This window comes from Streptomyces aurantiacus JA 4570, assembly GCF_000414115.1.
GTDB lineage: Bacteria > Actinomycetota > Actinomycetes > Streptomycetales > Streptomycetaceae > Streptomyces > Streptomyces aurantiacus_A.
Map to the genome: position 1 here is coordinate 1 of NZ_AOPZ01000031.1, position 17,034 is coordinate 17,034.

General features: G+C 73.3%; 17 protein-coding genes and 1 pseudogene. 7 read left to right on the top strand and 11 right to left on the bottom strand.

The genetic code is table 11. The features are described from left to right. Positions 1 to 936, bottom strand: a 936-nt coding sequence (locus tag STRAU_RS04495) for a LysR substrate-binding domain-containing protein (protein WP_037657524.1), incomplete at its 3' end; no start/stop codon positions are given. Positions 937 to 1,058: 122 nt separating this feature from the next. Here STRAU_RS04495 and STRAU_RS04500 point away from each other — a divergent pair. Next, positions 1,059 to 2,222 carry a diaminopropionate ammonia-lyase gene (locus STRAU_RS04500; RefSeq protein ID WP_078620960.1) on the top strand — a complete coding sequence of 388 codons (1,164 nt, stop codon included), beginning with the start codon at positions 1,059 to 1,061 and terminating at the stop codon, positions 2,220 to 2,222. Positions 2,223 to 2,257: 35 nt separating this feature from the next. Here STRAU_RS04500 and STRAU_RS04505 read toward each other — a convergent pair whose 3' ends face one another. Beyond that, positions 2,258 to 4,348 carry a HelD family protein gene (locus STRAU_RS04505; protein ID WP_016639054.1) on the bottom strand — a complete coding sequence of 697 codons (2,091 nt, stop codon included), beginning with the start codon at positions 4,346 to 4,348 and terminating at the stop codon, positions 2,258 to 2,260. A 74-nt stretch (positions 4,349 to 4,422) separates the two neighbouring features. On the opposite strand from STRAU_RS04505, the gene STRAU_RS04510 reads away from it, so the two are divergent. Next, the gene (locus tag STRAU_RS04510) at positions 4,423 to 5,082 is read left to right on the top strand and encodes a TetR/AcrR family transcriptional regulator (RefSeq protein ID WP_016639055.1); all 660 of its coding nucleotides are present in this window, start codon (positions 4,423 to 4,425) and stop codon (positions 5,080 to 5,082) included. On the opposite strand, the gene STRAU_RS04515 is transcribed toward STRAU_RS04510, so the two are convergent. After that, positions 5,079 to 5,885, bottom strand: coding sequence for a TetR/AcrR family transcriptional regulator (locus STRAU_RS04515; RefSeq protein WP_016639056.1), 807 nt, complete (start codon positions 5,883 to 5,885; stop codon positions 5,079 to 5,081). The genes STRAU_RS04510 and STRAU_RS04515 overlap by 4 nt on opposite strands. A 130-nt stretch (positions 5,886 to 6,015) precedes the next feature. Between STRAU_RS04515 and STRAU_RS04520 the strand changes: the two are divergent. Together STRAU_RS04520 and STRAU_RS04525 are read left to right on the top strand one after the other, a co-directional pair. Next, a pseudogene (locus STRAU_RS04520) lies at positions 6,016 to 7,022 on the top strand (ABC transporter ATP-binding protein). After that, entirely contained in the window at positions 7,015 to 7,776 is a 762-nt protein-coding gene (locus STRAU_RS04525; protein WP_037657518.1) for an ABC transporter permease, read from the top strand. The pseudogene STRAU_RS04520 and the gene STRAU_RS04525 overlap by 8 nt, the downstream one beginning before the upstream one ends. Here the strand turns inward: STRAU_RS04525 and STRAU_RS04530 are convergent. The 5 genes from STRAU_RS04530 to STRAU_RS04550 all read right to left on the bottom strand — a co-directional run bounded on the left by STRAU_RS04530 (position 7,757) and on the right by STRAU_RS04550 (position 12,514). Next, the gene (locus tag STRAU_RS04530) at positions 7,757 to 8,608 is read right to left on the bottom strand and encodes a hypothetical protein (RefSeq protein ID WP_016639060.1); all 852 of its coding nucleotides are present in this window, start codon (positions 8,606 to 8,608) and stop codon (positions 7,757 to 7,759) included. The two genes, STRAU_RS04525 and STRAU_RS04530, sit on opposite strands and share 20 nt — an antisense overlap. Positions 8,609 to 8,726: 118 nt before the next feature. Further along, on the bottom strand, positions 8,727 to 9,470 hold the full coding sequence (locus tag STRAU_RS04535; protein WP_016639061.1) for an HAD family hydrolase: 744 nt from the start codon (positions 9,468 to 9,470) through the stop codon (positions 8,727 to 8,729). Continuing rightward, a complete protein-coding gene (locus STRAU_RS04540) occupies positions 9,467 to 10,540 on the bottom strand; it encodes an aminoglycoside phosphotransferase family protein (RefSeq protein ID WP_259299819.1) in 1,074 nt (357 codons plus the stop codon). The genes STRAU_RS04535 and STRAU_RS04540 overlap by 4 nt, the downstream gene beginning before the upstream one ends. Positions 10,541 to 10,810: 270 nt before the next feature. Next, positions 10,811 to 11,575, bottom strand: coding sequence for an HAD family hydrolase (locus tag STRAU_RS04545; protein WP_016639063.1), 765 nt, complete (start codon positions 11,573 to 11,575; stop codon positions 10,811 to 10,813). After that, a complete protein-coding gene (locus STRAU_RS04550; RefSeq protein WP_016639064.1) occupies positions 11,576 to 12,514 on the bottom strand; it encodes a winged helix-turn-helix domain-containing protein in 939 nt (312 codons plus the stop codon). It abuts the gene before it with no gap. Between the two features lie 103 nt (positions 12,515 to 12,617). Here STRAU_RS04550 and STRAU_RS04555 point away from each other — a divergent pair, with 103 nt between their 5' ends. After that, entirely contained in the window at positions 12,618 to 12,806 is a 189-nt protein-coding gene (locus STRAU_RS04555; protein WP_037657520.1) for a hypothetical protein, read from the top strand. 46 nt (positions 12,807 to 12,852) lie between these two features. Here the strand turns inward: STRAU_RS04555 and STRAU_RS04560 are convergent, their stop codons facing one another. Continuing rightward, positions 12,853 to 13,767: a GntR family transcriptional regulator gene (locus STRAU_RS04560; protein ID WP_037657522.1), complete on the bottom strand. Its 915-nt coding sequence runs from the start codon at positions 13,765 to 13,767 to the stop codon at positions 12,853 to 12,855. 227 nt (positions 13,768 to 13,994) lie between these two features. On the opposite strand from STRAU_RS04560, the gene STRAU_RS04565 reads away from it, so the two are divergent. Further along, the gene (locus STRAU_RS04565; RefSeq protein WP_016639067.1) at positions 13,995 to 14,180 is read left to right on the top strand and encodes a hypothetical protein; all 186 of its coding nucleotides are present in this window, start codon (positions 13,995 to 13,997) and stop codon (positions 14,178 to 14,180) included. 224 nt (positions 14,181 to 14,404) lie between these two features. Here the strand turns inward: STRAU_RS04565 and STRAU_RS04570 are convergent, their stop codons facing one another. Then, positions 14,405 to 15,394 carry an asparaginase gene (locus STRAU_RS04570; protein WP_052028955.1) on the bottom strand — a complete coding sequence of 330 codons (990 nt, stop codon included), beginning with the start codon at positions 15,392 to 15,394 and terminating at the stop codon, positions 14,405 to 14,407. A gap of 251 nt (positions 15,395 to 15,645) precedes the next feature. After that, a complete protein-coding gene (locus STRAU_RS04575; RefSeq protein ID WP_016639069.1) occupies positions 15,646 to 16,230 on the bottom strand; it encodes an RsiG family protein in 585 nt (194 codons plus the stop codon). A 305-nt stretch (positions 16,231 to 16,535) separates the two neighbouring features. Between STRAU_RS04575 and dtd the strand changes: the two genes are divergently transcribed. Further along, complete coding sequence (gene dtd / locus STRAU_RS04580) at positions 16,536 to 16,961, top strand: D-aminoacyl-tRNA deacylase (protein ID WP_037657539.1); 426 nt, start codon at positions 16,536 to 16,538, stop codon at positions 16,959 to 16,961. The last annotated feature ends 73 nt before the right edge of the window (positions 16,962 to 17,034 follow it).

Genomic DNA, 17,034 nt, shown 5'->3' on the forward strand with positions numbered 1-17,034 from the left:
CGCCTGGCGGAGGGCGCGTCGGAGCGCGGCCACCGCCGGGTGCCGCCCGCGGCCGCTGCGTACGACCGTGAACAGCGTCCGGGCGTGCTGCCCCGGCGGCAGCGGCCGCAGGGCGACCGTCGGCGGGCCCGCGTGCCACACCAGGTCCGGCAGGAACGCGACGGCGTGCCCCTGCTCCACGAGCCGCAGATGCAGCAGCAGGTCGGACGACTCGAACCGGACGTCGGGCTCGAACCCGGCGGCGCGGCACACCGCCATCGCCCAGGGCCGGGCCGCGGTGCCCTCGGGCTCCATGGCCCAGGGGCGGCCGCCCGCCAGCGCGCGCAGCGTGCCGCGCGGGCCACCGGCGTCCGCCGCCGCGGCCTCCCCATACGGATCCGCCGGACCGGGTTCCGGCAAGGCCAGCCGCAGCTGGTCCACGCACAACTCCTCCCGCTCCAGTACGTCGTTGCGGGGCCCGGCCGTCCCGCCCGCCGGGGAGCCCGGGTACTCCTCCGCGACGACCAGGTCGAAGTCGCGGGCGAGCAGCGCGGGCAGGGCGGCCTCCGGTTCCAGTTGCGTGACGTGCGGGCGCAGTCCCGGGTGGGCCGCGCGCAGCAGCGTCAGCGCGGTGGGGATCAGCGCGAGGGCCGCGGTCTGGAAGGCGGCGACGCGGACCGTCCCGGTGAGGCTCGTGAGCGAGGCGGCGATGTCCGCCTCGGCCCGCTCCAGGCGTTCGAGGACGGCCTCGGTGTGCGCGACCAGGATCTCGGCCTGCTCGGTGAGGCGCACGCGCCGGCCGACGGGTTCGAGGAGCGGGACGCCCGCTTCGGCCTCCAGCTGGGAGAGCTGCTGGGAGACGGACGAGGGGCTGTACGAGAGTGCGGCGGCGACGGCCGCGAGGGTGCCGCGGTGCTTGAGCTCGCGCAGCAGGCGGAGGCGGTGGAGGTCGTACACGGTGACGGCGCCCCCGTTTCCCTGGCTCACTGTCTCAAGGGCCCGATGTTCGGCTTTGCCGACGAATATACGTGGGAAAGATGCGCTGGACCGAAGAGTGGGACGGGCCGCAGGGTGGCCGCATGACGACCTACACGGAGACGGACACGGACACGGACACGGGCACCGAGACACACACCGGCGTTCCCGGCGGTACGCCGCCCTGGTACGCCCGGCCCCGCGCGCGGGAGTGGGTGTGCACCCCCGCGCCCGCCGAGGTGCGTGCCTTCCACGTCGCCCTGCGGGAGTACACGCCCACGCGTCTCACCGAACTCCCCTCCCTCGCCGCCGAGTTGGGCGCCGGCCGGGTCTTCGTCAAGGACGAGTCGACGCGGCTCGGGCTGCCCGCGTTCAAGGCGCTCGGCGCGTCCTGGGCCGTGCACCGGATTCTCGCGGAGCGGGCACCCGGCGAGCGCGAACGCGTGGTCCTGGTGACCGCGACCGACGGCAACCACGGCCGGGCGGTGGCACGGATCGCGCGGCAACTCGGCCTGCGGGCCCATGTGTTCGTGTCGCACGGGGTGCATCCCGGGGCGGTGGCCGCGATCGAGGGCGAGGGGGCGCGGGTGACGCGGGTCGACGGGGACTACGACCGGGCGGTGCGGGAGGCCGCGACGGCGGCGCGGGCGGCGGCCGCGGCGGGGGCGGTCCTCGTACAGGACATGGGGTGGGAGGGGTACGAGGAGGTACCCCGTTGGATCGTGGAGGGGTACTCCACGCTCTTCGCGGAGATCGACGGGCAACTGGCCGACGCGGGGGCCGGGTCGCCGGATCTGGTGGCCGTGCCGGTGGGGGTGGGTTCGCTCGCGCAGGCGGCCGTCACGCACTACCGGAGCCGGGGCGCGCGGGGCCCGGCGCTGCTCGCCGTGGAGCCGACGGTGGCCGCGCCGCTGCTGGCGAGCCTGGTGCGGGGCGAGCCGGTGTCCGTGGCCGCCGGAGAGACGGTGATGGCCGGGCTGAACTGCGGGACGGTGTCCGGCCTCGCCTGGCCGGTGCTGCGGGGCGGGCTCGACGCGGCGGTCGCGGTGAGCGATCAGGACGCCTTGGCGGCGGGCCGGGAGCTGGGGGCGCTGGGGGTGTCCTCGGGGCCCTGCGGGGCGGCGGCACTGGCCGGGGTGCGGGCGGGGCTGACCGGGGCGGGGGCCCCGGCGCGCCGGGACGCGCTCGGGGTGGGCCCCCGTTCCACGGTGGTGCTGCTCAGCACGGAGGGCAGGGAGGCGAACCCGCACGGGGCACGCCTTACGTGAGGGGCGCCCTGGGCCTGGGCAGGCACCCGAAACAGCTACCCCTCCCAGGGAAGCTTCCGCCCGCACACCACATCCAGCCGGGAAACCGCCCTGGTCAGCACCACGTACAGGCGGTGCGCACCACGCTCCTCCGCCGCCACGATCTCCGCGGGCTCGACGGCCACCACATGGTCGTACTCAAGGCCCTTGGCGACCGACGCCGGGACCACCGCCACCCGCGCGCCCAGCTCGTCCGGGCCCGCCGCCGCGATCCCCGCAGCCGTCAGCCCCGCGCGCACCCGCTCCACGGCGGCGTCGGCGGCGATGACGCCGACCGAGCCCTCCCGGGTCAGCGCGCCGCGCACCGCGTCGACAGCGGCGGCCGTCACGTCCGGTACGCGGTGCACGGCCAACTCGCCGTCCCCGCGCAGCGACCGCGCGGGCGGCACGTCGACGTCGAGCCCGGCGAGCAGCCGGTTGGCGAGCGCGACGATCGCCTGCGGCACCCGGAAGCCGGTGGTCAGCGAGGTCACCGCGGCGTCCGGCTTGCCGAGGTGGGCGAGCTGGGCGGGCCACGCGCGGGCCGCCCACGGCGTGGTGCCCTGCGCGAGGTCGCCGAGCACGGTGAGCGAACCGAAGTCCGCGCGGCGCGCGATCGCGCGGCACTCCATCGGCGAGAGGTCCTGCGCCTCGTCGACGACGATGTGGCCGTAGCCCGCGGGCCGCTCGACGAGCCCGGCGAGCTCGTCGAGCAGCACGAGGTCCGCGGCCGACCACTTCGCGGACTTGTACGAGCGCGGGGGCCGCGCCCACAGCAGCGCCCGCTGCTCCGCGCCGGTGAGGATCCCCGCCGCGGCCGCCGCCAAGGCCCCCGCGTCCCCCAGGAGTTCGGCGAGCACCTCCTCCGGCCGGACCTTCGGCCACACCGCGTCGACGAAGGCGGACACGGGCCGCGCCCGGGAGATCCGCTGCAGCCAGGTGTTGTTCACCGGGCCCGCGCGCCGCTCGGCCTGCTCCTGGATATGGCGCACCGCGCGCGTGCGTACGCGCTCACGGCCGGTGTCGTACGGAGGCTCCTCCGCGCGTACGCCGGCGACGATGCGGTCCAGCTCGGCGGCCGGGACGCGCCAGCGGTACGAACCGTCCGGCACCGCGAGGGAGTCGGCGCCGCCCGGCCGCACCCGGGCGTAGAGGGCGCGCCGCAGCACCTCGGCCATGCGGGCGTCGTGCTTCACGACGGCCGCGGCGTCCGTGTCGGCCGCCCGCACGGGCTGCCGGGCGATCTCGTCCAGGACGGTGGACTGGCGCACCCCGCTCTCGCCGAGGGAGGGCAGGACCTCGGCGATGTAGCGCAGGAAGGTGCGGTTGGGGCCGAGGATGAGCAGGCCGGAGCGCTGGACGCGCTGCTGGTACGTGTAGAGGAGGTACGCGGCGCGGTGCAGGCCGACGGCCGTCTTGCCGGTGCCGGGGGCGCCCTGGACGCAGACGGTCTCGGCGAGCGCGGCCCGTACGAGGTCGTCCTGCTCGGGCTGGATGGTGGCGGCGATGTCGCGCATGGGGCCGACGCGGGGGCGCTCGATCTCGCCGGTGAGGATGCGGCTGCGGGGGGATCCGGCTGCCGCGGCCATGTCGTCCGCCGGGTCCGCGGGGCCCGGCCCGCCCACGGGGCCCGCCGCCGTCAGGTGCTCGTCCTCAAGCCCCGTCAGGTCGGCCGAGTCCCCCTTGCTGCCCGGCGCCCAGCCGAAGCGGCGGCGTACGGCGACGCCCTGGGGGTCGCGGGTGCCCGCCTGGTAGAAGGCGCGCGAGACGGGGGCGCGCCAGTCGACGACGAGGGGCGGGGCCGACGGGTGCTCGGTGATGCGCAGCCGGCCGACGTGGTACCGCTGCCCGCGGTGGTCGCCCGCTTCCGGGGCGCGCGCGTCGAAGTCGAGGCGACCGAAGAACAGCGGGGCGTCGGGGAGTTCGCGCATCTCCTTGGCCCTGCCGCGCAGTTGGCGGCCGAGCACTTCGGCGTCCGCGCCGGACGCGGAGACGTGCTCGCCCGTGACCACGTGCTCCTGGGCGCCGTCGACCATCGCGGCGAGGGCGGCGCGGCAGGTGTCGTGGTACGAGCGTTCCTGGGCGAGCGTGTCGTCGAGTGGCGTCATGCCGTCGAGCGTACAAGAAAACGTTACCGAGTAACATTTCTTACCGAGGATCACGAATGGGGTACGCTGCCCGCATGACCGGCGACACCAACGCCGCCGCGGGCCCCGTCGGCCTGCGGCAGCTCAAGAAGCAGCGGACGTACGAGGCGATCTCCGACGCGGGGATCGCGCTCTTCCTGGAGCGCGGCTTCGAGAGGGTGTCGGTCGCGGAGGTGGCCGCGGCGGCGGAGATCTCCAAGCCGACGCTGTTCCGGTACTTCCCGGCCAAGGAGGACCTGGTCCTGCACCGGTTCGCCGACCACGAGGACGAGGCGGCGCGCGTCGTGGCCGACCGCCCCGCCGACCGCTCCCCGCTGGCCGCCCTGCGCGCCCACTTCCTGACCGGCCTGACCCGCCACGACCCGGTGACCGGCCTCAACGACTCGCCCGAGGTCCTCGCCTTCCACCAACTCCTGTACGGGACACCGTCATTGGTGGCACGCCTGTACGCCTACCAGGACCGCTCCGAACGGGCCCTCGCGGACGCGCTCGACGACAGCAGCTCCGACGCGAGGGGCACCCTCGACGCCCGCCTCGCCGCCGCGCAGATCCTGGCCGTGCAGCGGGTGCTCGCGCTGGAGAACTGGCGCCGCATGGACGCGGGCGAGCGGGCGCGGGACGTCCACCCGGACGCGGTGGCGGCTGCGGAGGCGGCGTTCACCCGCCTGTCGGCAGGGCTCGAGCAGTACGCCTAAGAGCCTGTTGAGCCTGTTCGCAGACCGCAGCCAACGCCACCCTCACCTGCGCCCACCAGCACCGCCACCCCGTCGAGCAGGCACCCCAGCCCGAACTCGAACTCCGTGTCCGGCTGGTCGTCCGGCTCGCCGAGGGCGCCGGAGTCCAGGAGGTGGCGCAGGGCGGGATAGCGGGCGGGGTCGGTCCCGGTCAGGGCGTCGACGGTGCGTTCGTAGCGGCGCATGACGTCCGCGGGGGTGAGGCCGCGGGCGGTCATGGCGGACTCCAGGTCGGCCATGAGGGTGGCCTCGTTGCGTACATAGCCGCCGACCAGCATCATCACGGAGATCTTCCGGCCCTCGTCGAGGCCGGTGTCCGCCAGGGCGGCGAGCCCGCGCTCCATCCACTCCAGCGAGTGCGGCGAGGCGGGCGGCGAGGAGATCGGGATCCGCAGGAGCCACAGGTTCCGGTGGAACACCTCGCGCTGGGCGCGCGCCCACCACTCCAGCCCGGCGCGCCAGCCGGTGACGTGTGCGGGCGTCGGGGGCGGCGGGCCCATGGCCGCGTCCTCCATCAGGACGTACAGCTCGTCCTTCGCGGACACGTACCGGTACAGGGACATCGTCGAGACGCCCAGCTCCTTGGCGACGCGGCCCATGGAGACCGCGCCGATGCCCTCGGCGGCCGCGACGCCGATGCCCGCGTCGACGATGCGGTCGAGGGTGAGGCCGGGGCGCGGGCCCTTGGAGGGGCGCGGCCGCAGGCCCCAGGCGGTTTCCAGGCTCGCGGGCAGGCCCGTGTCACCGCCGTCGTGCGCCGTCATGGTCCCGGCCTCCTCCGCCTTCGCTTGACGGACATGGTAGTTCTGCGTAACCCTTACACAGTAATGCGTAGGGGTTACGCAGTACTCGGCACGGGTTCCGTACCCGGCCTCCGCACCCCTGGGAGGGGCCATGTCCCCAACGGCGTACGCGATCGAGGCCACCGGCCTGACGAAGTCCTACCGGGCCCGCGCCTCCGGCACCCCCCTGCCCGTCCTGCGCGGCATCGACCTGCGCATCCCGCCCGGCACCGTCTTCGCCCTGCTCGGCCCGAACGGCGCGGGCAAGACGACCACCGTCCGCATCCTCGCCACCCTCACCGAGCCGGACGCGGGCACGGCCGCCGTCGCCGGGTACGACATCCGGGCCGAGCGGGGCCGGGTGCGCCGCGCGATCAGCCTCACCGGGCAGTTCGCGGCGGTCGACGAGGGGCAGACCGGCGCGGAGAACCTGCGCATGATGGCGCGCCTCGCGGGCCTGGGCCGGGCCGCCGCCCGGGCGCGCGCAGACGAACTCCTCGTCCGCTTCGGCCTGTCCGAGGCCGCGGGACATCTCGTGCGCACCTACTCGGGCGGCATGCGGCGCCGCGTCGACCTCGCGTCGGGTCTGGTCGGCGAGCCCGAGGTGATCTTCCTGGACGAGCCGACGACGGGGCTCGACCCGGGCGGCCGCCGCGAGCTGTGGGACATCGTGGGCGACCTGGCCGCACGCGGCACCACCGTCTTCCTCACCACCCAGTACGACTGGAGGAGGCCGACCGGCTCGCCGACCGCATCGCGGTGCTGCACGACGGCGTGATCGCGGCGCGGGGCACGGCGGCCGAGCTCAAGTCCCGGGTGCCGGGCGACCGCCTCGACCTCACCCTGACCACGTCCGACGCCTACCTCCGCGCCACCGCGCGGACCCCGCACGCCACCCACCACGACCCGCCCGCCCGCACCCTCGGCATCCCGACCGACGGCACCGCACGCCACGTACGCGCGCTGCTCGACGAACTGGACCCGGACGGCACGGAGGTGGAGTCCTTCGTCCTGCGGACGGCGACGCTGGACGACGTGTTCCTGAGCCTGACGGCGCCGCGCCCCGCGGCGGCGGCCCATGAGCGCACCACCACCGAGGAGGCCCCCACCCATGTCTGAGCCCTTCCAGGCTTCGCTGACCATGACCGGCCGTTCCCTCCGCCTGAGCCGCCGCAACGTGGACGCGCTCCTCACGGGCCTGGCCCTCCCCGTCCTGCTGCTCCTGATCTTCGTGTACTTCTTCGGCGGCGCGATCAACACCGGGACGGACTCGCGGTACGTCACCTACGTCGTCCCGGGCGTCCTCCTCCTGTGTGCCGGGTTCGGCTCGGCGGGGACGGCGGTGGCCGTCACGGAGGACCTGAAGGGCGGCATCGTCGACCGCTTCCGTTCCCTGGACGTCGGCGGCACCGCGATCCTCGCGGGCCATGTGCTCGCGTCGGTGGCCCGCAACCTCCTGGCCACCGCGCTCGTCCTCGCCCTGGCCTTCGCGATCGGCTTCCGCCCGGCGGCGACGCCCGCGGCCTGGCTCGCCGCGATCGCGGTCCTGGTGGCCTTCATCCTGGCCCTGTCCTGGCTCTCGGCGGCGGTCGGGCTGCTCGCCAAGTCCCCCGAGGCCGCGAACGGTTACACGTTCTTCGTGACGTTCCTCCCCTACCCCAGCAGCGCGTTCGTCCCGACCGACTCGATGCCCGGCTGGCTGGCCGCGTTCTCCGACCACCAGCCGGTGACCCCCGTCATCGAATCCCTCCGCGGCCTCCTCCTCGACCAGCCGGTGGGCTCGACGCCGTGGGTGGCCCTTGCGTGGTGCGGCGGGATCCTGGCGGGGGCGGTGTGGCTGGCGGGGGCTCTGTTCAGGAAGCGGGTGGGGTGAGGGGCCGGGCGACCGCCCACAGGGTGTCGAACAGCAGGCCGCGGTTGCGGATCTTCTCCCGGGCGGCCGCGCCCGCGTCGAGGTGCCAGCGGGTGAGGACGGCGGCGTACCCCATGAGATCGAGCACCTGCCGCTCGGGCGGGGTGCGGGACGGGCCCTCCTTGACCTGGTCGTAGATCCCGTCGAAGAGCTGCTCGCGGCCGATGAGGCAGAACTTCAGGAACGGCGAGATGTGCAGCACCCGGAACTCGGCGTCGAGTTCGCCCCGCCGGTCGTAGCGCAGCCGCCGGTCGAGCGCGCCCATGGCGTGCGCGTACCGGACGACCTTCTCCTGGAGTTCGCGCCGCAGGTCCGGGTCGTCCTCGGCCTTGCCGTCGACGACCTTGCCGGGTATCTCCATCGGTTTGGTGAAGTCGGGCACGATGATGCGGAGCGTCACATGGGGGTGCTCGCGCAGATCGCGGCGCTCCAGACAGAGCCTCAGCTGGTCCACGACCGTCTCGCCGGTGAAGCCGACGGCGTCGATCCGCAGCTCCGTGGCGAGCGCCCGCGTGAAGTACTGCCCCAGGTCGGGCGCGGGGATCTCCTGCCGGTCCGCGGGCTGCATGGACGCCTTCAGGTCCCGCACCTCGTCGTAGAGCACATAGCCGACCAGCGTCAGGATGGCACCGCCCAGATACGCCTTGCCCTCCAGCGCGTCGCCCACCGGCGTGACGAACTGCGCCACCAGGCCGAGCGCGAAGACGCACAGGAGCAGGATCCGGGTGAGCGCGGACTCGGCCTGCGCCCAGCGATCCCGGGTCCGCTCCCATGCCGTACGGCCATCGCTCACCAAGTCCCCCTCATGGCACGCCTGTTGCCGCCCGACGACCCGTGCAGGAGCTCATGGTGCCCGCATCCGTGACGATCAGGAAGGCGGCGAGAGGAACCGGCGCGAGCCGGGGCGGCGGTCAGGCGGACGCGACGGAGACCAGATCGAGCAGCGGCAGCAACGAGTCGACCACGACCGGCGCCCCCGCGGCCCGCAGCGGCTTCGCCTTGCCCTCGTTGCGGGCGTAGCCGACGAAGAACCCGACGCCCGCGGCGCGCGCCGCCTCCAGGTCGGGGACGGTGTCGCCGACCAGCAGCGCGTCGCCCGGCTTGGCGTCCAGGCCGAGCAGGGCGCGGGTGACGACGTCGGGGTCCGGCTTGAGGAGGTCGGGGCGGTGCGAGCGGCCGTGGACGTGCGGGCCGAAGGCGTCCGAGAGGCCGACGTCCGGCCGGCCCAGGAAGGCGGCGGCGGCGCGCGCCGAGTTGTTCGTCACGATGGCGACGGCGCAGCCCGCGGCCCGCAGGGCCCGCACGAGCCTGCCGGCGTCGGGGGTGGGCAGGGCGTCGGGGACCGCCCTCAGCTCGCCCCGGGTGAGCCGCTCCTCCAGCTCCCGCACGAGGGCGGCGCCGACCCCCGCGCGGTCCATGGCCCGCAGGACGACGTGCGGGTCGATGGACGACTCCTCCTCGTCGGTCAGGACGCCCCGCACCCCGCGCCGGGCGGCGAGGGCCTTCAGGTCACGCGCCACCCGGCCCGACGCGCCGTCCGGGAACAGCCGGCAGAGGGGACCGTCGAAGTCGAAGAGCACACACCGCGCGGCCGACGGCGACCACCACTCGGCCAGTTCCGCCAGTTCCCCCGTTTCCCCCAGTTCCCCCGTCACAGCCCTCCGTCCGCCAGGGCCCCGGGCCCGGCACGTTCCGCGTCGGGCACCGGCAGTCCCATGACGGCGTCACGCCGGCTCGCGTCCGCGTGCCAGTCCCGCAGGGCGGCTTCCACCTGTCGCCGGTCCGGCGCCCTCTCCAGCTTCAGGGGCTCGGCCGCCCGCCGCAACGCCCGGCAGACCCACGCGGCCGCGACCTCGAAGTCGTCGTCGAGCGCCTGCGCGGGCAGCGCCATGGCCGCCCGCATGACGTCGGGAAACACCGACTGGGCGTATTCGAAATCCAGATAGACGGGCAGATCGCTCTCCAGTCCGGCCGTCAGCTCGGGCCGGCCGGCGGCCACCATGGCCTCCGCCCACAACCGCCGCATCTCCAGCTGCTGTTCCTTGTCGTATTCCATGCGTACGAGATGGGTCGCGAGGTCGTGCAGCGGGTCCCCGAACAGGGCGAGCTCCCAGTCGATGACGGCGATTTCCCTGCGGTCGACCACGATGTTGGCGCGATGGACGTCCGTGTGCAGGAGACAGAACGGACGGCGGAGCAGGCGCGGGGCCCTCTTCTGGAACTCGGTCATGGCATGGGGCCGGATACCGACCGCCTCGAACAGCGCGTCGAACCGATGGCGGTTGGCCCGGTGCACCCGCTCCTCGGTGAAGCCGATGAGCCAGGCCAGAAAACCGTCGGAGTCCCCGTCCTCGGGCCACCCCTCAGGTCTCGGCGGCAGCTCGGACTCCGGCACGGACACGGTTCTGGCGAAGAAATCGGCGAGCTTGGCCATCAGTTCGCCGGTATTGAGCTCGTGTTCGTCGACCTCGGTCAGCGGGCGCCCGGCGCGATAGGCGTGCATCGACCAGTCGTCGAACTCGAACAGACAGCGCGGCACTTCCTTGAGATGGCGCGTCACCACCTCAAGGAGTTCGGCCTCCTTGGGCCAGATGCGTGGCGCGACCTCGGCGGCCTGCAACGGCGTACGGCATTTGACGCGCGCGCGAAACGGCATCGTCCGCAGCAACAGTGCCAGCGTCCAGCCGAGCGGCACGATGTAGTTGCTGTTGTGATAGCCGGTCACCACCTTCCCACCAGGGCGTTCTCGGTGAGCGACGGCCAATCGGCGGACCAGCCGGCCGAAAGGACCGACCGCGGCCGACGGCGCCAAATCAGCTCTGCCGAAAGGAGGTTGCGACATGAGCGCTGAGGGTATCGCCCGCGCGGAAGGGCCCTCGCCGGAAGCCACCATGTGGACGCCTCGCACGCAATTACTTTGTGCGCCTGTGCCATTACCGCGTGTTCCCGACTTCCGTGAACGTGTTCCTGGCGTCCTTGAATATGTCGGGTGGTTTTACCGCCCGCGCGGCATTTCCCGCCTGAGGGTGCGGAGCACCGGCTCCAGGGAATCCACGACGTGGGCCGCGCCGGCCCGCCGCAGCGCCGCCTCCTTGCGGGCATTGCGCGCGTAGCCGAGGAAGCGCACGCCGGCGGCGGTCGCGGCCTGGTAGTCCGAGGCGGCGTCCCCGATCATCAGCGCCCGGGCCGGGTCGGCCCCCATCGCGGTGAGGGCCCGGTTGACGCAGTACGGGTCCGGCTTGAGCAGGTGCAGATCCTGGGTGCGGCCGTATATGCGCGGCGCGAAGCAGTCGATGAGCCCCCGGTCGGCCAGATATCCGGCCACCGGGCCCGGCGAGTTGTTCGTGGTGACGGCGAGCCGGGCACCGGTGGCCGTCCAGGTGCGGACGAGCGCGTCGGCGTAGGGCGTGGGCCAGGCGGACGGCACCGCCTTCTGTTCCTCGCGGGTGAGCCGCGCCTCCAGTTCGACGACCAGGTCGCTGTCGGGGTGGCGCTCGTCGACGGCGCGCAGCACCACGTACGGATCGGCCTCGTCGCGTACGCCCGACTCCAGCAGCCCGTGCAGGCCCTGCTCCTCCAGCCAGCGCACCTGCTCCTCGGCCACCTTGCCGGCCGAGTGCCCGGCGAAGAGGCGGCAGATGGGGCCGTCGAAGTCGAAGAGCACGCACTGGGCGTCCTCGATCAGCACCCGCAGCTCTTCGGACTCGTCCGTCGCCGGTTCGGTCGCTGACGCATCAGGTTGTGTCGAATCAGGAGTCACCTAAGAGAGTGTTAGGTCCGTGGTGATCGTTTCCCAGAGGGCGTCGAACCACTTCTGAGATTCCTCGACGAAACCCGAGTCGCGCGGGCTCGTGCCGTCGGTGAAGTTGAAGAGGGCCGCCGCCTGCCCATTGGCGTCGTACGCCTCCACCGAGGGGTGGTCGGACTCCGTGTCCAGCATCAACTGGGCGCGTTCCAGGGTGTAGTACGCGAGGAGCGCCTCACGGCCGTTCAGGAGATAGAGCTTGACGGGTGTCGTGAACGGCAGCGCGCGGAAGGTGACCCGGACGTCCATGCCGTGCGACTGCCGCAGGTTGAGGAGGTTGTGGCGCAGCACCTGCCCCTGCGCGTTCCGCTGGGCCAGCCAGCGCCGCTGCAGCAGGTCCCGGTCCCCTCCCCCGCCGTTCGCGACCGGCACCGGGAACGCGAGGTCGATGTCGCTGCTCGGCAGCAGGATGCGTACGTCGACCGACTCCGGCCGCACCCGCCCCTCGTGGATCTGCCGGATCGGCTCGGTGACGGCGTTCATGAGCGTCTCGGCGGTGTACGAGACGGCGTCGACCCGCACGCGCGGCTCCCGGAACGCCTCCGTCAGCCGGGGGGCGAGGGCGACCATCGACGGCTGCGGTTGCGGCTGCGCGGCGGACGTCGCGGCTGTCATAGAGGGCTCCGCCGCGACCCTCGGCGGGCTGCCCCTGCTGATGTGGTTCAGCAAGCCGTCGCGCTGCAGCGACAGCAGCGCCTGCCGCACCGTCCCGCGTTCCACGCCGAACTCCTGGGCGAGCTGGGCCTGGGTGGGGAGGCGGTCGCCCGCCTTGAGCGTGCCGGTGCGGATGCGGTCGCGCAGGGCGTCGGCGATGTCCTGGGGGGAGGTCTTTCTGCTGCCGTTCACTGCAACGCTCTCCTTGGTCACGACCAGACGATACAACTCCCTCACCATCTCAGGGAGTTGACGGCGAAGTGGTTAGGAAGACCGACCAAGTGGGGACAACTCTAGAGAGTTGGTTGCCAACTCGCCCGAGATGGCAGAAGGAGGAACCACCATGCCCGCCATAGCCCTCCTCGCAGCCGTGTTCGCCGTCACCATCGAGCAGGTCGTGCAGTGGAAGTACGGAACCCTTGGCATCATCGGCCTGCTCCTGCTGACCGTGGGCGTCAAGGCGAAGAACCCCACGTGCAGTTCCATCGGGGCCGTCGTGCTGGCCCTGATGGTGACGGGTCCCGCCCTGTGACCAGGTGCTGAGCCGCCGGCCTTGGACCGCGCGCCGGACGCGCGCCCTACGGGCCGGGGTTCAGCCTCAGGTCCTGACTGATCGTCTCCCAGAGCGCGTTGAACCACAGGTGGGACTGCTCCACGAACGTCGTGTCCCGCAGACCGTCCCCCTGTTGGAACGGGAAGAGCATCGACTGCGTTCCCTGCGCGTCCCACATCTCCAGATACTCCTGCCCGAACTCCTCGCCGCGTTTGGCGAGGGTGTAGTACGCGAACAGCGCCTCGGAGCCGTTGAGCAGGTACAGCTTGACGGGCGGGGTGAAGGGCAGGGCGCGGAACTCCACGCGCACGTCGATGTTGTGCGTCCGGCGCAGCGCCAGCAGGTTGTGGCGCAGCACCTGGCCCTGCGCGTTGCGCTGGTCGAGCCAGCGGCGGTGCACGGGGCCGCCGTCGGCGTCGCCCTCGACCGGCGCGGGGAAGGCGAGGTCGATGTCGCGGCTGGGCAGCAGCACGCGGACGTCGACCTTGGCCGGTTTCCGCCCCCCGGCGTGAATCTGCCGCAGTGGTTCACCGATCGCCATCGTCAGGGACACGGAGGTGAGGCAGAGGGCGTCGATCTCCACGTGCGGCGCCTGGAACGCGGCGGCGATGCGCGGGGCGAGGCCGACCATGGTCGGCTCGGGGCGGACCGCGTCGGGGCTCGGCCCCGAGGGCGCCGCGACCGTGGCGGGGCTGCCCTTGGACACATTGGCCAGCAGCTGTTCGCTCTGCAGAATGCGCAGCGCCTGCCGCACGGCACCCCGCTCCACGCCGAACTCGACGGCCAGCTCCGCCTGCGTGGGCATGCGCTGGCCCGGCCGCAGCTCCCCGGACCTGATCCGGTCGCGCAGCTCGTCTGCCACCTCGTGATGCGAGCGGTGGGGAGGGCCGCTCGCCCTCTTCCGCTCGTTGACGGAGGCGTGGTCCGGGCTCACAACCAAACAGTACAACTTCTCGCCATCTTTGGGGAGTTGCTGAGAAGGTGGTTATGAGTCGCGCCATCGCGGAGATAAGTCAGTTGGAGTTGGTAGCCAACTTGGGTGACATGGTCGGACTCTCAGGGGGGATTGGCCACAAGCCCAGGCCGCCGGGCCGAACCCGGCGCTCGGGTCGAACGGTTGGCAGCCGGCCAGGGGGCTCGTCGCCCCCGTGCGGAAGGGGGACCGTCATGCCGCTCATCGCCGTCGCCATCGCCGCCCTCGCCATTGGGTTCGAGCAACTCGTCCAGTGGAAGTACGGGCCGATGGGAATCATCGCGTTCGTCATGCTCACCGTCGGGATCAAGGCCAAGAACGCCGCCTGCGGCGGCATCGGGGCGCTGATCCTCGTACTGCTGCTCGCCCAGTCGGGCTGAGCCCACAGTCGGGCTGACCGGGCTCCCATCCGGAGGGGAGCCGGGAGTTCGGTCAGCCGTCATACCTGGGGCCCGGACCACCCACAGGCCCCGCCACGCCGGGTCCGGGTTCCGATGAAGCGACGGGGTGGCCCACACCCGTGGGCCACCCCGTCGGCACGTCCGCCCGCGCGGCCAGTCCGCCCGCACGGGCAGGTCCGGCCGCACGGGAGGGGCTCCGGCCGCTAGATGACGGCCCGTATCTCCCCGACCTCGCGCCCCGCCCCCAGCAGCGGCGCCCTGCCGATGCGGTCCAGGACCGGGGCGTCCGCGCCGAGCAGCCGCAGGGCCCGCGCCAGGACCGGGCCGAGGACCCGGGTCGCACCGTCGTCGATCTTGAAGGCGAGGGCCCGGCCGTCGGGCAGCGCGACGGCCTGGACCGCCTCGGCGCCCATCTTCGACAGCGCGCCCGGCACCTCCCGCATCAGCCAGGTGTCGGGCCGCCGCGACCCGGCGACGTACTCGGGGTGGGCCCGCATCGCGTCCGCGACCCGGCGCTCGGGGCTGCCCTCGGGGGCGAGCACGAAGTGCCGGTAGGCGCGCGCGAGGCCGGTCAGGGAGATGGCCATCAGGGGCGCGCCGCAGCCGTCCGTGCCGACGGCGGTGACCGGCTCGCCCGCCGCCGCCTCGATCCCCTCGTGGACCAGGCGCTGGAGCGGGTGCTCCGGGTCGAGATAGCTCTCCTTGGACCAGCCGTTCAGCTCGCAGGCCGCGAGCATCGCCGTGTGCTTGCCGGAGCAGTTCATCGTGACGCGGTCCCGGACGGCGCCCGAGGCCAGGTACGTCTCGGCCTCGACGGGGTCGAGCGGCAGGTCCTCGGGGCACTGCAGCTCGGCGGCGGTCAGCCCGTGCTCGGCCAGCATCTTCTGTACGAGGTCGAGGTGAAACGTTTCTCCGGAGTGGCTGGCGGCAGCAAGGGCGAGGCGCTCGCCGGCCAGGTCGAGCCCGGCCCGCAGCACCGCCGCGGCCTGCATCGGCTTGTTGGTGGAGCGCGGGAAGACCGGCGCCGTCACATCGCCGAGCGCGAGCTGCACGCCGCCGTCGGCCCCGAGCAGCACCAGGCTGCCCCGGTGGCGGCCCTCGACGAAGCCGGAGCGTACGACCTCGGCGAGGACCGGGGGTATGACAGGGGAGCTGGCGGCGGACGACAGCGGCGTCTGCTGCGTATTCGGCATCTCGGCCTTCCGGGTGCGGGCGGTGCGGTGCGACGGACCGTCCACGGGAACGCCCGGGCCACCGGGGGCCGACGGGACCGGCGCGATCAGCGGCGCGGCGGTCGCCCCGGGGCACGGCGGGCGGCCGGGATCACGGGATCTCGGCTGCCGTCGTACGCGGGGCGGCCGCCGGATGCGTGGATCACGGCGGTCGCGGGCCCTTCGGGGTCACCGGGCCCGGCGGGGCGGCGGTGACCACCGGCCCTGCGGGGTCACGCGAGCAGGTCGTCTACTTGTGCTTCTCCTTCACGGTACCTGCGGGCGATCTCGGCACTGCAATCGTCGGTCGTGCGCTGCATCTCCTGACGGCGCCGCGACACCTGCTGTTCATAGCGGACGAGGCGGCCCATGGCCGTGTGCAGTTCCTCGTCCGTGCGGGCCGCGAGGTCGGAGAGCGCGACCTCGGCGAGCATGTCGGCGGCCAGGCGGCGGTACTCCTCGCTGCGCGGGGTGCCGAGCGTCACATGGCGGGCGGAGGAGCGGTGCCGGGCCGGGCCGTCCGTGAGGATCTCCGAGAGCCGGTCCACGACGAGCGGCGACTCCGCCGCGCCCGGGGACCTCGGGCCCTTGCCGCCCGCGTCCGCGCCCGCGCGCGGGGCCCTGCGGCGCGCGGTCTCGGCCCGCAGGATGTCGATGCGGCCCTGCAGCAGCCGGCGTACGTAGCTCAGGTCGGCCTCGTCCTGCTGCGCGGAGCGGCGCAGCTCGCGCAGTTCCGGCAGGCGCAGGGCGGCCAGGTCGTGCGCGGGCGCTTCGGGCAGCAGGGGGCTGCCGGTGCGCTGGATGGGCGGGCGCGGCACGTTCGTCCCGCCGATGCCGCCCGCACCGGGCGTCCCGCTCGCCCCGCCCGTCGCGGCCGTTCCGCCCGTCCCGCCCGTACGTCTCGTCCCTGGTGACCAGGGTGTGCTGGACGTACTGGGAGTACTGGGCGTACTGGGTGTGCTCATGTGGCTCTACCGTCCCCTCAGCCGGCGCGGTACACCGCGTGTGAGCATCGTGCCACCCCCAGTGGCCGCTCTGTGCACGAGTGGTCCCAATCGCCCCCGGATGGGGGGTTCTGGACCGGCGCACGGACGGCGCGCTCGGGCAGGGCATCATGGTCGGCATGCGTGCGGTGGTGCAGAGGGTGGACGGCGCGAGTGTCGTCGTGGACGGTGAGACGGTCGGCGAGATCGCCGGCGAGGGGCTGTGTGTGCTCGTGGGGGTGACCCACGACGACACCAAGGAGAAGGCCGGTCAACTGGCGCGCAAGCTCTGGTCGTTGCGGGTGCTGTCCGAGGAGAGGTCCTGCTCGGACGTCGACGCGCCGCTCCTCGTCATCAGCCAGTTCACCCTGTACGGGGACGCGCGCAAGGGCCGTCGGCCCACCTGGAACGCGGCCGCGCCCGGCGCGGTGGCCGAGCCCCTCGTCGACGAGGTCGTCGCCCGGCTCCGCGCCCTGGGCGCCACGGTGGCCACGGGGCGCTTCGGCGCGCAGATGCGGGTGGGTCTGACGAATGAGGGGCCGTTCACGGTGCTGCTGGAGATGTGAGCCACCGGGACCCCTGGCGGGGCCCAAAACCGGGGGCTCCGCCCCCGGGCCCCCATATCGCCGCTCCGCGGCT